This is a genomic window from Hominenteromicrobium mulieris, assembly GCF_046197855.1.
GTDB classification, from domain to species: Bacteria; Bacillota; Clostridia; order Oscillospirales; family Acutalibacteraceae; genus Hominenteromicrobium; species Hominenteromicrobium mulieris.
Window position 1 is genome coordinate 1,969,901 of sequence record NZ_CP173188.1, and the last position, 15,122, is coordinate 1,985,022.

The 15,122-nt window shown below is 53.9% G+C and carries 13 protein-coding genes; 5 read left to right on the plus strand and 8 right to left on the minus strand.

Going from position 1 to position 15,122, the window contains the following annotated elements; all coding sequences use genetic code 11:
* Positions 1 to 79: 79 nt before the first annotated feature.
* Entirely contained in the window at positions 80 to 2,428 is a 2,349-nt protein-coding gene (locus tag ACI0CA_RS09650) for a helix-turn-helix domain-containing protein (protein ID WP_446806905.1), read from the plus strand.
* A gap of 117 nt (positions 2,429 to 2,545) precedes the next feature.
* Positions 2,546 to 2,803, plus strand: a complete 258-nt coding sequence (locus tag ACI0CA_RS09655; RefSeq protein ID WP_308449589.1) for a helix-turn-helix domain-containing protein — start codon at positions 2,546 to 2,548, stop codon at positions 2,801 to 2,803.
* A gap of 186 nt (positions 2,804 to 2,989) precedes the next feature.
* Here ACI0CA_RS09655 and secF read toward each other — a convergent pair whose 3' ends face one another.
* From secF to ACI0CA_RS09690, 7 genes are all read right to left on the minus strand, one after another.
* Positions 2,990 to 3,928, minus strand: coding sequence for a protein translocase subunit SecF (gene secF / locus ACI0CA_RS09660; protein ID WP_395507013.1), 939 nt, complete (start codon positions 3,926 to 3,928; stop codon positions 2,990 to 2,992).
* Positions 3,928 to 5,337: a preprotein translocase subunit SecD gene (secD, locus tag ACI0CA_RS09665; RefSeq protein ID WP_395507014.1), complete on the minus strand. Its 1,410-nt coding sequence runs from the start codon at positions 5,335 to 5,337 to the stop codon at positions 3,928 to 3,930. Before secD ends, secF begins: the two co-directional genes overlap by 1 nt.
* A gap of 116 nt (positions 5,338 to 5,453) precedes the next feature.
* On the minus strand, positions 5,454 to 7,388 hold the full coding sequence (locus tag ACI0CA_RS09670; protein WP_308449586.1) for a bifunctional 4-hydroxy-3-methylbut-2-enyl diphosphate reductase/30S ribosomal protein S1: 1,935 nt from the start codon (positions 7,386 to 7,388) through the stop codon (positions 5,454 to 5,456).
* On the minus strand, positions 7,385 to 8,053 hold the full coding sequence (locus tag ACI0CA_RS09675) for a lysophospholipid acyltransferase family protein (protein WP_308449585.1): 669 nt from the start codon (positions 8,051 to 8,053) through the stop codon (positions 7,385 to 7,387). The genes ACI0CA_RS09670 and ACI0CA_RS09675 overlap by 4 nt, the downstream gene beginning before the upstream one ends.
* Positions 8,046 to 8,711 carry a (d)CMP kinase gene (gene cmk / locus ACI0CA_RS09680; RefSeq protein ID WP_446806904.1) on the minus strand — a complete coding sequence of 222 codons (666 nt, stop codon included), beginning with the start codon at positions 8,709 to 8,711 and terminating at the stop codon, positions 8,046 to 8,048. Before cmk ends, ACI0CA_RS09675 begins: the two co-directional genes overlap by 8 nt.
* A 29-nt stretch (positions 8,712 to 8,740) precedes the next feature.
* On the minus strand, positions 8,741 to 9,967 hold the full coding sequence (locus ACI0CA_RS09685; protein WP_308449583.1) for an NAD(P)/FAD-dependent oxidoreductase: 1,227 nt from the start codon (positions 9,965 to 9,967) through the stop codon (positions 8,741 to 8,743).
* Entirely contained in the window at positions 9,960 to 10,847 is an 888-nt protein-coding gene (locus ACI0CA_RS09690; protein ID WP_176820457.1) for a MurR/RpiR family transcriptional regulator, read from the minus strand. Before ACI0CA_RS09690 ends, ACI0CA_RS09685 begins: the two co-directional genes overlap by 8 nt.
* Positions 10,848 to 11,250: 403 nt before the next feature.
* Here ACI0CA_RS09690 and ACI0CA_RS09695 point away from each other — a divergent pair, with 403 nt between their 5' ends.
* From ACI0CA_RS09695 to ACI0CA_RS09705, 3 genes are read left to right on the plus strand one after another with little or no spacing between them, the layout of a single operon-like run.
* Complete coding sequence (locus ACI0CA_RS09695; RefSeq protein WP_308449582.1) at positions 11,251 to 12,195, plus strand: AAA family ATPase; 945 nt, start codon at positions 11,251 to 11,253, stop codon at positions 12,193 to 12,195.
* Positions 12,195 to 13,319, plus strand: coding sequence for a DUF58 domain-containing protein (locus ACI0CA_RS09700; protein ID WP_308449581.1), 1,125 nt, complete (start codon positions 12,195 to 12,197; stop codon positions 13,317 to 13,319). Before ACI0CA_RS09695 ends, ACI0CA_RS09700 begins: the two co-directional genes overlap by 1 nt.
* Positions 13,320 to 13,333: 14 nt before the next feature.
* Complete coding sequence (locus ACI0CA_RS09705; protein ID WP_308449580.1) at positions 13,334 to 14,527, plus strand: hypothetical protein; 1,194 nt, start codon at positions 13,334 to 13,336, stop codon at positions 14,525 to 14,527.
* Positions 14,528 to 14,581: 54 nt separating this feature from the next.
* On the opposite strand, the gene ACI0CA_RS09710 is transcribed toward ACI0CA_RS09705, so the two are convergent.
* Complete coding sequence (locus tag ACI0CA_RS09710) at positions 14,582 to 15,118, minus strand: hypothetical protein (RefSeq protein WP_308449579.1); 537 nt, start codon at positions 15,116 to 15,118, stop codon at positions 14,582 to 14,584.
* Between the last annotated feature and the right edge of the window lie 4 nt (positions 15,119 to 15,122).

Below are 15,122 nucleotides of genomic sequence, written 5' to 3' on the forward strand. Positions count from 1 at the left end.
GCCGAAATCCGTTATCATAGAGTTATACGAAATCTAAATCGTATTTTTCGTTCTCTTTTTGTATTTGGAGTGTTGTATTTTGTTTAAAAAAGTAAAAACCCGGCTGTTCAACCGGTACCTTTTCAGTATTTTCTGCGTGGTGGCCATAGCCGTTATACTCGTCACGCTTTTAATTTTCACCATCTACGCAAATTTGCAGATCAGCTCTGCGCGCACCTATTCTGTGCATCAGTTGGAGCAGGTCTGTCAGATGACGGACATGCTCTACAGCCAAATGCGCTCCGTTAATAATCAAATTTTGCAGAACAGCAATACGAACCGTTGCCTCTCCTCCAATACCTTCAACCGACTCATCGAAGCCGATGCAGGCATCAAGTTACGCGAGATCCAAACGGCGCAGAGCTATACGCGCTATGTTAGCCTTTATAACTCTGCCTCCAATCGTTTCGTCTCCAGCTCTACGGCAGATTTTCTCACGGATGACGATATTGCATACTATTATAGGAGATTGCCCGATAATCCCGGCGCCGATACCTGCCTTCTGCGCATGATCGGTGCAAACTACGCCACACAGCAGCTCAAGACCCGTTATGTCTATTCCTTCGTCTTCCGCGTACAGCTACGCAAAGGCGGCTCGCCCGACCTCATCATCGTAGACGTGGACGAAGATTATTTCAACGATTCCATATCGAACCTGCGCACCTCGAACGGCTTTCAACAGGTCCTGCTTTTGAACCGTTACGGCGAGGTTTTCTCCACCAATATCGCTGAAGGTGATTCAGAAACCTTTACGCATGCAAAATCCGACAATACTATTGTCTCCGTGGCGGATTTCCCGGAGCTGACCGACAATTCCGGCTCCTTCTCCTACACCTGCGCTGACCATACCGAAGCGCTCGTCACCTACGCCAAGGCGTCTTCCTCCGGCTTTACGATCTTCAATATTGTGCCGTACTCGAATATTTACAGCGGTCTCCCCCAGCTCGCCATCATCACGTTACTCGCCGGCATTCTTGTGCTCTGCGTCGGCATGTTCATCTCGTTCCGCACCAGTGCAAAGCTCTCTGCACCAATCGAAGTGCTCTACAGCAACTACGTCAAAAAGCCGTCGAACGACCATGCCGGCGATGAGCTCGACCAGCTCAGCAAGGCGTTTTCCGATATGTACATGAAAACCGATAAGCTGGAGCAAGGCCTCATCTCCTCCTATTCCGATTCCAAAAAGCGCAACATTCAGCGACTTATGCACGGCGAGTATGGTCAGATTCCGAATTACATCGAAGTATACCAAAGCTACGGCATCGACCTCACCGCGCCATATTACACCATCGTCATTATCAGTGCAGCCTCCAAAGAGTTGCGCTTCGGCCCGGATGATCCAAACTATTTCATTTACAGCTACGCTCTCGAAAACCTCGCCACTGAAGTTTTGGGACAGTTCAGCAGTGTCGTACCGTACCGCAATTCGCACAACTTTCTCGTGTTGTTGCTCCCCCTGCAAAAGAACGCCTACCCGGAAAAGCTTGTGCCGGAGCTTGAGCGCGTGTGCGAGGTCATGCAGCGCGAGTTTGCCATGAACACCACCATCTGCATCGGCACCATCGTGGAGACAGCCGTCAATATCAACCTCTGCTATGAGGCGACGAACATCGCACTGGAATATTCCGCCATCCGTAATCAGGGCAAAATTTTCTTCGCCTATGAGACCGGTCAGAATATCAATCTCAACTCATACCACAACAAGCTCCACATGAAGCTTGCCGAGCACATCCGCGCAAATGACCTCGATGCCTGCTCGCATGAGTTCGATCTCGCGCTTTCCTACATGTCAAACGTCAGCTTTAATACAGCCGTTGCGTATTTCAATCACGTCATGATGTCGCTGCTCGACGATTTCTCCACCACTTTCACGGATGACGACACCGCTTATCCCATCTTGATGGATAAACTGAATAAAATTGACCGTCAGCTACCGAATGTCTATATGCTGCGCAAGCGCTGCATGGAGTTCATCACCATTTTGGCGCATCATCAAAGCATCAACCGCAAATACGGCAACGAGCTCGCAGCCGAAACCGCTAAGGAATACATCGATAAAAACTATGCAAACCCGGATCTTTCCCTGAAAATGCTCGCCGGCATGGCCGGGCTTTCCACCGCCTACTTCGGCAAGATCTTCGCCACGCAGACCGGCTATTCGTTCAGCGATTACCTCAGCAACACCCGCATGAAAAAGGCCGAGCAGCTTTTGCTTGAGACCAAGCTTCCCATCAACCAGATCAGTGAGGCCATCGGCATTGTGAACACGAACTACTTCTATTCCGTCTTCAAGAAAAAGTACGGCATGACGCCGCTCGCCTACCGCCGCACACGCTCCGGCGAAGCGGAAGATGCAAAACCGGAAGCAAACGACAAAGAAAACACGTAATCCTCGCATCGTTCACGAATTGTTTGCAGTTGATTTTCATAATTTTTCGTAAAAAGAATTGATTTTTTGTGCATTTACGCTTATAATGTGTATAGAACATAGAAAGGCGGCGAGCAAATGCGCATCCGTAAAAAACCACTTGGAGACAAAAACTTAGTCGGCGCACGTATTGAGAGCATTCGCCGCAACCGTGGCATGAAGCAAAAAGAGCTGCTCGCGCAGCTGCAGGTGCGCGGCGTGGATATCAACGCCTCTGCCCTCTCAAAGTTAGAGGGTCAGCTCCGCACCGTCACCGATATTGAGCTTTTAGCCTTCGCCGAAATTTTAGACGTAGACGTCTTCTGGCTCCTCACCGGAGAATCTCAGCAACTCTAAACCAAAACCGGGTAAGCACCGCACGGCAGCTCACCCGGTTTTTCTTTTGCGGATTTTTATCGCTTACTCGCTTATCCCCTGCACCCAAAATATGCTATATGTAAAAATTCCCGGAGAGCACGCAGCTTTCCGGGAATTTCATTTAGCAACTATTAAAAATTACTCGAAGCAATTCGCTTTGGCAAATTACTTTTTGCTCTTCTCGCCCTTATGCACAGCCCACATGGTGTAAAGCGGAGCCGCAATGCACAGAGAGGAATAGCAACCGACGATCGTACCGACCATCATCGGCAGTGCAAAGCTCTGAACAGAGCTGATGCCGTAAACCGTCGCGACAATGTAGATTACGAGCAGCGCCATGAAGGTGGTGAGAGACGTCAGAATAGAACGTGTCATCGTCTGGTTCAGGCTCTTGTTGACGATACCCGGCAGCGCGTCCGGGCTCTTCGTCGGAGAGAGCTTGCGGTTCTCACGGATACGGTCGTAAATAACGATGGTATCGTTCAGCGAGTAGCCGAGGATCGTCAAAATGACCGCGATGAAAATATCGTTGATGGAGAAACCGAAAATCACAAACGAGAAGTACACAAGCAGCACGTCATGCACAAGTGCGATGAGCGCCGTAACGCCGGCGGAAAGACCGCCGATCTTCTTAAAGCGCAGTGCAATGTACACAAGCAAAATCACAAACGTGATGAGCAGGCAAACAAGGCACTTCTGGAAGAACTTCGCGCCCATGGTCGGGTCAACAGAGCTCGATTCCACCACGTTGAACGTGCGGTCTGCATACGCATCGGAAAGCTTCGTCGCGATTGCCTGCTGCTCATCGAGCGTCACAGCCTCGTTGCCTGCAAAGGACAACGTAACCTGGTTCGCGTCGGTGCCGAACGTCTTGCTCAGCGCAACGGAAACGTCGCGGCCAGTCTCCTCTTTTACGAGGGACGCGATCTCATCCGTATCGACTTCGCCGTCTACGGAATACTTGATCATTGCACCGCCGACGAACTGAATGTCCATCTTCGTGCCGCGAATGAAGTTGAAGATCAAGCCGATGACGATCAGGCCGATCGAGATGCCGAACAGAATTTTTCTATTCTTATAGAAATCAAAATTGAACTTTTTCATTACTTATCCGCACCTCCAAACAGCCATTTCTTACGGAGCGGCTTGAAGCCGGAAAGCGATTTGATCATCAGGCGAGAGCAGAACACGCCCATGATGAAGTTGCCGATCACACCGACGAGCAGCGTATAGCCGAAGGAGTAGATCGCGCCGGTCGTGGATTCGCCGAAGATCTTAGAGAGAATGTTGGACGGGCCGAACACGCCGATGAGCATGATGGCAACGATCAAAATCGTAATGTTGCCGTCCACGATGGACCACAAGCTGTTGGAGCAGCCCTTCTGAATAGCGCCGTCCAGCGTTTTGCCGGTGCCGAGCTCTTCCTTGATGCGGCTCGCGGTGATGATGTTCGCATCCACGCCCACGCCGATGGAAAGGATAATGCCCGCAAGACCCGGCAGGGTCATCGTAAAGCTGTTCACAAACGGGAAGTAGCCGGAGATCGCCGCAAAGGTAATGGCCAGCTGGCCCACAAGGGACAGTACCGCCGCAACGCCAGGAATCTTGAACATCACGATCATGAATACAGCGATGAGCGCAAAGGCGATCACGCCAGCCATGACCATAGCGTCCAGAGACTTCATGCCAAGCGTCGGGTTCACGGTGCTGAAGTTCGAGGTCTGCAAAGCAAACGGCAGTGCGCCGCCCTGGATCTTCGCAGCAAGCTCAGAAGCCGTAGCCGCCGTAAAGTTGCCGGTGATGGAAGCCTTGCCGTCCGTGATGACCGCGTTAACGGTCGGGGCGGAGATCATGATGTCGTCCATCCAAATGGAGATCGTCTTGCCCTTCAGGCGCTCGGTCGCCTCTGCAAACTTCTGTGCGCCTTCATCGGAAAGCGTCAGGGAGATCGCATAGTCGTAGCTGCCGGAGGTGGAGTTCTCCTGCATGACCGGCTTTGCCTCGGTCACGTCGCTGCCTTCCAGAATAATTGTATCGGCCGTAGTGCCCGTCGGTGTCTGGTAAACCGGGTTGCCCTCGCCGTCCACGGTCTGGGTCTCGTATGACTTGCCCTCGCGGAATGTCAGCAGCGCCGTTGCGGAAATTTCTTCAATCGCCTTCTCCGGGTCAAAGTCCGATTCGCCGCTCTTCCACGGGAAACGAACAATGATCTTGTCGTTGGCTTCGTCGGTGTAAATCTCGTAGTCCGTAATGCTCTTCGAGACCATACGCAGCTCAATGATTGCCTTTGCCGCTTCAAGCTGCTCTGCGGTCGCCTCCACGCCTTCAGCCGGGCTGAAGGTCGCTTCCACGCCGCCGCGGATATCAATACCCCATCTTATATCGCCGGCGCCCTTGATCCATGTGTTCTTCGTGTCACCGTTCTGCGTGTAAACGCCGAAGACCGATGTGTATGTAAGCGCAAGGATCAGAGCCGCGATGATAAAAAACACAGGTTTTTTCACGCGCTTCATCTAATTGTTTCCTCCAATGGATAAAACCGCCGTTTTATCCGTTTACTTTTAAAATGTCCGTCATGTAAAGCAGGGTGGCAAGAACCACCCTGCAAATCTACACCTGACGATTTAAATTATTCCTCAGAAGCGTCCTCGCCCTGGTCTTCGAGCAGAGCACGGATGGAGAGGGAAACTCTCTTCTTGTCGAAATCGATGTCGGTAATCTTCACCTTAACAACGTCGCCAACCTTCAGAACGTCCTGCGGCTTCTCGATTCTTCTGTCCGCGATCTGAGAGATGTGGATGAGACCGTCGATGCCCGGGAGAATCTTAGCAAATGCGCCGAACGTGGTCATGCCGACAACGGTAGCGTCGCAAACCGTGCCAACCGGATACTCGTTCTTGAGAATCTCCCACGGATTGTCTTCCTTCTTCTTGTAGCCAAGGGAGATCTTGCCGTTCTCACGGTCAAGGCTCTTGACATAAACCTGAACGGTGTCGCCGACAGAGACAACTTCGCTCGGGTGCTTGATGCGGTTCCAAGAGAGCTCGGAAATGTGGATCATGCCGTCCACGCCGCCAAGGTCAACGAATGCGCCGAAGTTCGTGAGGGACTTAACGGTACCCGTAAACTCCTGACCTTCTTCAACAGACTCCCAGAACTTAGCCTGTGCTGCCTTTCTCTGCTCGCGGAGCACGGAACGGATGGAACCGACCGCACGGCGGCGCTGGCGGTTGACTTCGATGATGCGGAACTGAACGTCCTGACCCTTCAGAGCCTCAAGATCGTCACCGCGATTTGCTACAGCCTGAGAAGCCGGGATGAAGACGCGGATGCCGTTATACAGAACAATCACGCCGCCCTTAACAACTTCTGTAACCTTGCCGGTGAGGATTTCTTCAGCGTCCATAGCCGCTGCAATGTCTTCCCAGCCCTTGATGGCATCGATGCGCTTCTTGGAGAGCATGATGGTGCCTTCCTGATCGTTCGTCTTCATGATGAGCAGATCCATCTCGTCGCCGATCTTTACAAGATCTTCCGGCTTCGCGTTCGGATCGTTGCTAAGCTCGTTAGCCGGGATGTAGCCGGCCTGCTTTCTACCGACGTCAACATACACTTCGGTGGGAGAAATGCTTACAACTACACCGTGCACCTTTTCGTCTGTATTTAAGCTCTTGAGTGATTCCTCAAGCATCTCCTCAAAATTAAGCTCATTTGTTTCAATTTTGTCTGTCATGGTAACAAGTACCTCCTTTATTATGCTTGCCGGTGTTGAAGCACCGGCAGTTATGCCGATATTCATTTTGCCCTTTACAGGCAGGGCTGCAAGCTCCGCCGCCGTCTCAATGAGATACGTCTGCGCATACGGTTCACAGACCTCCTTGAGCTTCGCGGTGTTTGAGCTGTGACGCCCGCCGATAACGAGCATCAGGTCGCTTTCACGCGAAAGCTCACGTGCTTCGCGCTGGCGATTTGTTGTAGCCTTACATATTGTATCAAAAACTGAAGCGTTTGTACATACCTTTTTTACGAAATCCAAACATTTTTCCCATTCTTCTACGTTAAAAGTGGTCTGTTCACAGAAAAGAAGGGGCATTTCGGCAAGTTCAGGCTCATTTTTGAATAAATTTTCGAGTTCTTCGCGCGTTTTGAAGGTACGGTACGGCGTTTTGCAGCAACCGAGTATGCCCTCCACCTCCGGGTGTTTGGCATCGCCGGCCAGCATCACGCGCCTGCCCTCGCGCTCTCCGTCGGAAACAAGGCGGTGAATCTTCTGCACATACGGGCACGTCGCGTCCTTGTAATCGACACCGAGCACTTTCAGTTTTTCGATGACCTCCGGCGGTACACCGTGAGAGCGGATGACAACCGTCTCCCCCGCTTTCGCGTCCTCGGGCGCATCTATAATGCGCACGCCTTTGCGGCCGAGCTCCTCCACAAGCTGCGGGTTATGGATGATCGGCCCGAGCGTGCAGACGGTTTTGTCCTCGTCAAGCAATTTGTAAACGGTCTCCACCGCGCGGTTCACACCAAAGCAGAATCCCGCTGTTTTCGCCACGCGGATCATACTTTCTTCCACCTGTTCTCCATAATATCGAGACCTTCCTCGCGCAGCTTCTGCACCTCGGCAAAAATATTGCGCGAAACACGGCGGTAAATCATACCGGAATCTTCGGTCAGGCCCATGTCCTCAAACCGGATTGGTTTGCCGATATTGATGACCATTTTCTTAAACACCTTCGGGGGCTTGCCGCCCTCGCCCACAATCGCCACAGGCAAAATCGTACAGTGCGTCTTGTACGCCAGCATTACCATACCCATTTTCGGGTTCAAAAGCTCGCCGGTCTTCGAGCGCGTACCCTCCGGGAACATGCACACGACCTTTTCTTCCTCCAAAAGGTCAATCGCCGTCTGAATGCCCTGTGCCCCGCCCGTGCCGCGGGAGATTGGGAACGCGCCGAGACTCTTCAAAAATCCGCCGATGAGCTTGTTTTCAAAAAGCTCGGTCTTCGCCATATAGTGTAATTGTCGTTTCGGTATTGCGCAGCCAAGGTAAATCGGGTCGCCCATCGTCACGTGGTTAGAGCAAACGAGCAGCTTGCCGGTAAGCGGCATGTTCTCTCTGCCTATAATACGGTACGGGTGCAGAATTTTAAAGAAAAACAGCATCACGTACTTTGCAAGGAAATACCACCAGGAAAGGTGTTCCTTCGGCTTCCTATTTTCAGCCATGCTTCACGCCCGTCCTTTCTTTCACGATCTCCAGCAGGCGGTTCACCGTGCCGTCAAAATCCAGCTCGCTGTTGTCAAGCAAAATGCTGTCCTCCGCTGCCTTAGATTGCTTTTCGTCCTGCTTGTCGCGGCGAATAACGTTCGCAAGCGTTTCTTCATAGCTCACGTCCACGCCTTTTTCCTTGAGCTCCTTGTAGCGGCGCTCGGCGCGTACCTCGGGCGAAGCCGTCAGAAAAATTTTCACCTGTGCGTTCGGCAAAATCGTCGTGCCGATGTCTCGGCCGTCCATGATGACGTTGTACTTTTTCGCCATATCCACCTGCGCGGAGAACAGAAACTTACGCACCGCCGGTACGGAAGCACACGCAGAGGCCGCCATAGAGACCTCCGGCGTGCGGATAAGGCCGGATACATCCTCGCCGTTTAAAATGACGTGCTGCACGCCGTCTTCGTATTTCAGATCGACCTGAATGTCCCGGAGCTTCGGCTCCACCGCTTCTGCGTCTGCAGGGTCAACCTCACTGCGCAGCAGGTAAAGCCCCACCGTGCGGTACAGCGCGCCCGTGTCCACATAAACAAAGCCGAGCGCCTTTGCAGCCGCTTTCGCCACGCTGCTTTTACCTGCGCCGGCAGGTCCGTCAATCGCTATTGCATACATAATATAACTTCCTTATATATAATGATAGTTTACAGATTTTCGCCCGCCGCGTGTCCCGTTGCAAAGGCGATCTGCAGGTTAAAGCCGCCCGTGTACGCGTCCACGTCCAGAATTTCCCCCGCAAAGTACAAGCCCGGAATTAATTTGGACTGCATCGTCTTCGGGTCGACTTCCTTTACGGAAACGCCGCCCGCCGTCACAATCGCGCCGGAAAGCGGTGCAAAGCCGGAAATCTCCACCGTAAAGTGCTTTAAGACATCCAAAAGCACCGCACGCTGCTCGCGCGTGATGGTGTTGCACTTCTCTTCCGGCGGAATGCCCGACCGCCGCACGACAACCGGGATCATCTTTTGCGGCAATAATTCATCGAGCGAATTGCTGAAATTGCGGTTCTTGTTTTTCTCTAAATCGCGTAAAAGGCGCTGGTCAAGCTGTTCCGGAGTGAGCGCCGGCTTTAAGTCGAGCGTCACTGTGTATCTGCCGGGCGCCATATGGCGCATGTGCGCGCTCGCACTCAAAATCGTCGGGCCGGAAAGCCCAAAGTGCGTGAACAGCAGCTCACCGAAGTCCGTGTAGACCGGCTTCTTTTTCTTTTCATTGTCCGTCACGGTCACACCGCAGTTGCGCAGAGAAAGCCCCTGCATCGCCGGGCAATCCTCGTCATCAGAGGTCAGCGCCACCAAAGACGGACGCATAGGAATAATGGTGTGCCCCAGCTTTTCCGCCAGCCGCGCGCCGTCGCCGTTCGAGCCCGTGCCGGGGTACGAAGCGCCGCCGCACGCCAAAAGCACACTGGGGGCCTCAAACACATCGTTTTCCGTGCGCACGCCGATGACGCTGCCGTTTTCGGTCAGCACCTCTTTCACATTGCCCTGCCGAATTTCCACGCGGCACTTTTTCAGCTTCTTCCAAAGCGCGTCCGCAATGTCGTGTGCATTGTCCGAGACCGGGAACACGCGGTTGCCGCGCTCCGTTTTCAGCGGCACGCCAAGCCCCTCAAAAAAGTCCATCGTGTCCTGCGGGGTGAAATGATTCACCGCCCCGTACAAAAACCGGCCGTTGCCGGGCGTGGATTCAATCACCGTGCGCGGCTCGCAGTTGTTCGTTACGTTGCAGCGGCCCTTGCCTGTAATACGGATCTTCCGCCCAAGCTGTGCGTTCTTTTCTAATAATAAGACGTGCTTGCCGCGTTCCGCCGCCGTGATCGCCGCCATCATGCCCGCAGCGCCGCCGCCGACTACGACTGCATCAAACATTACGTTCCTCGTCGGTCTTGTCTTCGACCTTCTCGTACACGCCGTACTCGTCCCAAATGGTCTCCAGGTTTAAGAGTGTATTCGCCACTTCGTCTTTCTTTTTAATGGCCACCGTCACAATAAGCGCGTTGATAAGCGCCATCGGGCCCACAAGCGAATCGACAAATGATACCATGTCGCTCTTTGCAAGCAGCACATGCTCCGCATACTTCGTCAGCGGAGAAAGCGTGCTGTCCGTAATGGCCACAACCGTCGCACCGCGGTCGGAAGCGTATTTCAGCGCCTTCACTGCTTTTTTGGAGTACCGCGGGAAGCTGATGCCGACAAGCGCGTCTCCCTCGCCGATGTGCACCATCTGTTGCAAAATCTGCGCTTCGCTCGTCGCGCTGATAAGCTGTACGGAATCGAACACCAAGGAGAAGTAGTACGAGAGGAACGTCGCAATGGCAAGCGAGCTGCCTGCACCGATGATATAAACCTTCTTTACCTTCACGAGTGCATCGGCCGCACGGTAAAATTCCTCATGTGAAATGGACTCCTTCGTGCGGCGGATAATGTCGATGTCCTGATCCATCGAGCTGTCAAGCAGGCGGTCAAGCGGAATGTTCGTCGAGGTCATTTCAAGGCGTTGCACGCTCGTCATGCGGTTGCGGATCATCTCCTGCATCGCCTGCTGAAGCGCCGGATAGCCGGAGTATCCGATCTCCGTCGCAAAGCGCACCACGGTCGATTCGCTCACACCGACCGTCGCGCCAAGCTTCGAGGCCGTCATAAACGCCACCTTGTCGTAGTGCTCCTCAATATACTTCGCGATCAACCTCTGACCTTTGGAAAACGATCTCGCATTTTGCTTAATGCGATTCGTAAGCTGGATATTCATGGGTGATTTCCTTTCTTTACGTTTCCTGACAGGAAATTTTACAGCACGAGTCGCCGCTTCCTGCAAAATTTCCTCCGTGCAGACGCGGCCGCATACCTGCCCCTACGGACAGGGCACACGTATACACAGTATCATAATGTTTATTTTAGCCGATATTCCTGCAAAAATCAAGGGATATTTTCGCTGTTTTCTATGAATTTCAAACCGTTTTTGCAGGAAATGCATCCTTTCATGCAAAGGTATATCCGTGCAGCACGGATATCACTCTCCATTCTTTGTCTTCCTTTACAAAAGAAGCTTGCATTTTCTTTCGTTTTGTTGTATCCTTATTCCGATTATTAACCGTTTAATTATGTTGATTTCCCACAACAGAATAAACGCACCCGTCTTTTGGAGGTCTTTTATGGAAAGTAAAACGCTCATTTCGTCCATTCGTGAAAATATCAGCAAGGTCATGGTCGGTTCCGAAGAAACGATCAACCTCTTGCTCACCGCGCTCATTGCCGAGGGTCACGTGCTCATCGAAGATGTGCCCGGCATGGGCAAAACCGTGCTCGCAAAGTCACTTGCAAAGTCCGTCAGTTTGGAGTTTAACCGCATCCAGTTCACGCCCGACCTGCTTCCCAGCGACGTCACGGGCCTCAACTACTTCGACCAGAAAGCAAACGATTTCGTTTTCAGCCCCGGCCCGGCATTCTGCAACCTGCTCCTCGCCGATGAGATCAACCGCGCCACACCGCGCACGCAGTCGAGCCTGCTCGAGTGCATGGGCGAGCGCCAGATCACCGTGGACGGCGTCACCCGTCCGCTTTCGGCGCCGTTTTTCGTCATCGCCACGCAGAATCCCATCGAAACGCTCGGCACCTATCCCCTGCCGGAAGCCCAGCTCGACCGCTTTTTAATGCGCATTTCCATGGCCTCTCCCACAAAAGAGCAGGAGCGCGCCATCTTGCAGCGCTTTATGAAGGAAGAGCCGCTCGAAACGCTGCAAAGCGTCTGCACGCGTGAGGATATTCTCGCGCTGCAAAAGCAGGCAAAGGAGATTTACATTCACCCCGTCCTGCTCGATTACATGATCGACCTCGTGCAGGCCACGCGCAGTTGGCCGAATATCGATATGGGCGTCAGCCCGCGCGGCAGCCTTGCGCTCGTCCGTGCCGTGCGCGCTTACGCCTTGGTGCGCGGCGGCGCATACGTCGTGCCGGAAGACATCAAGACCGTCGCCGTGCCGGTGCTCGCCCACCGTTTGCAGCTCAGCGGCTCCGTCGGCTCCACCGATGCCCAGAAAAAGGCCATGACCGATGTGCTCTCCTCCGTCGCCCTGCCGACTGAGGACTGGTCAAAGTAATGTGGGCGCTCCTTCTGCTCCCGATCGTTTTGCTCGTCCTCTATTTTGCACAGCGCCTTTTGTTCCGCCGCCTGTGGGACGAAAACCTCACCGTACAGATATCCTTTGACCGCGATTACATTTTCTGCGGCGAAGAAGCGAATCTCGTCGAAACGATCGTGAACAACAAATACCTGCCGCTCCCCGTTTTGGAGGTCGGCTTCGATATGAGCCGCTGGGTGGTGTTTCAGGACGAAGAAAACTCCACCGTCAGCGATATGACCTACCGCCGCGACGTGTTCACAGCGTCCGTGCGCCAGCGCATCACGCGTACACTACCTGTCCGCGGCAAAAAGCGCGGCTATTACCGCATCGCGTCCACCACGGTCACGTCCTACGATTTTCTGATGACCGAAAAGCAGGTGGCGCATTTCCCGCAGGAAACGGAGTTCTACGTCCTGCCCGCGCACATTTCCGCAAGCCACATCCGCATTCCGTACAGCAAGATCATGGGTCTGCTCGTCAGCCGTCGGCGTGTGTACGACGACCCGTTCGAGTTTGCCGGCATCCGCGATTACCGCCGCAGCGACCCCATGAAATACATCAACTGGAAGGCTTCCGCGCGCGGCGGCACGCTGCTCGTCAATCAGCACGATTCCACGCTGTCCCAAAAGGTCACTGTCCTGCTCGACTGCACCGGCATCGGCAGCGCCGTGACGGATGCGTTAAACGAAACCGCCATCTCCATCGCCGCCGAACTCGCGGAGCGCATGCTCGCAGACGGCATCTCGGTCTCCGTCATCTCAAACGGCATAGACACCGTAGACGGCAAAATGCTCTCCACGGGCGAGCTCACCGGCCGCAACACCGCACTTTACCTGCGCCGCCGGCTCGCAAGATTGGAATGCCGCAACGACCTCACCCCCATGCCGCAACTTCTCCGCACCCTGCACGACGGCGCACACGGCAGCGACCTCTACGTGCTCATCTCCAAGGAGCAAAAGCTGCCCGTTCTGCCGGATTTGGAAGCCTTAACGGAAGGCAGTGACGCCATCTGGATCCTGCCGGAAGACCGCAACATGCCGGAGCGCTACAAACTCACGGAGACCTCAAAATCCGTCGAAATCGTCCGCTGGGAAGTTTAACGGGAGGGGACAAAATGAAAATTTTCAAAAAGCAAATTCCCGTCCGCCACATTTTATACGTCGTGCTCGGCTGGCTGCACGCCACCATGCTGTGTGTGCCGCTTTACGCGCTCGTTTTAAATTTTGTCTCGGAGGGCATGACAAAAGACGTCATCCTGCAAAACATCCTGCGGGGATTTTTGATTCTCGCTCCCATCGCACTCAGCTGGTTCGCAATAAAATGCCTGCGCCGCATCTTTTTCTACATTCTCGCAAGCATCGGCATCACGGTACTCACCGGCTTCCTGTTCGATTCCGTTCTCATGGCTGTCGTCGCGCTGTTCATCTGCTTCATGCGGCTTTACGGCCGCCTGCACGGCGAAAGCTATTCTCTGTTTGACCACGCCGGCTATGCGGGTCTTGCCGTGTTCGCCGTGCCGTTCCTGTGCTCTGTCTTCACCGACCGCGCCGATTTGATTTTCCAGCCCGTCTCCCTCGTTTTCGCGGCCGTTTACTTCGTGCTGTGCCTCACGCAGCGCGGTATCCGCCGTATCGATGATTACATCGACGTCAACGCCGCCATGCAGAATATGCCCGCACGCCGCATCGTGCGCATCACCTGTGCTCTTTTGGCCGCCGCAGCCGTGTTCTGTACCGCCGTTTTGCTGCCGCCGCTGCTCACAAACGACATCGGCTACCGCTACACCCCGCGCGAGGCGACCCACGCCGAATACACCCCGCCCGAGCAGACCGAAACGTCCTCCGGCGGCAATATGCCGCTTGACGAGATGATACCCGCCGCAGAGCCGAGCCCCGTGCTCGTCCTCATCATGAAAATTCTCGAGTACATCGTGCTCATCGCGCTCGCGGGCGGCCTCATCTTCGGCGTTATTTACGGCTGCATCCGCATCTCACGCGGGTTTAAAACCTCGTTTGTCGATCGGCGCGACCTTGTGGAAAACCTGCCCGAGGACGAACGCACCACCGTGCGGGAACGCGCCCAAAAGCGCGACCGTCCCGGCTTCCTTGACCGCTCCCCGACCGCTGCGGTGCGCCGCAAATACCGCAAAACGCTGCTGCACGCCGCAAAAGAGCCGCCCGCGCGCTGGATGTCCCCCGCCGAAGCGGAAGCCCACGCGAAGCTCCAAAACGATGCCCTGCACATCGTCTACGAAAAAGCCCGGTACAGCGAAAAAGGCTGTACAAAAGACGACCTCACCGCAATATAAGCTGTACAAAGCGAACAGCCCATGGCACACGGAAAACCGCAGCCATGGGCTGTTTTATTTTATATATTTCTGTACAAGCGGGTGCAGTCTGCGAATGTACAGGACGATCAGTCCGTTCATCGAGTAATCGTACAGTACAAACACCACATTCAGCATCACCGCCAAAATCGGGATGGACCATTTGCCGAACACTTCCATTTCGGAAAGCGGGATCTGCAAAACCCAAACCGCCATCGTCGTTTCCAGCGCCATCGCCAGATTAAACACGCCGAATTTTGCAAGCACACGCAAAGGCTTACGCTTAATGCGCATCAAAAGTCCGTACAGCGTCGGGTAGTAACCGAAAAATAAAATGTAAAACAAAATCGCTTCTCTGTCCGGTGTCAGCAAAATCGCCAACACACTCACAACACAATACACCGCAAAGCCGTAGCGCACATTTGTCTCCGCCACAATGGCAATCGTCAAACAGCCCGCCAATGCAGGCAGTGCAATCGTCGCAATGGGCACAATGCCAGTCATCAGCATCAGCACCACGGAAAGCGCAGAAACCACACCGCACAGCGCGACCTTCGCCGCTTTAGAGCGCATGAAA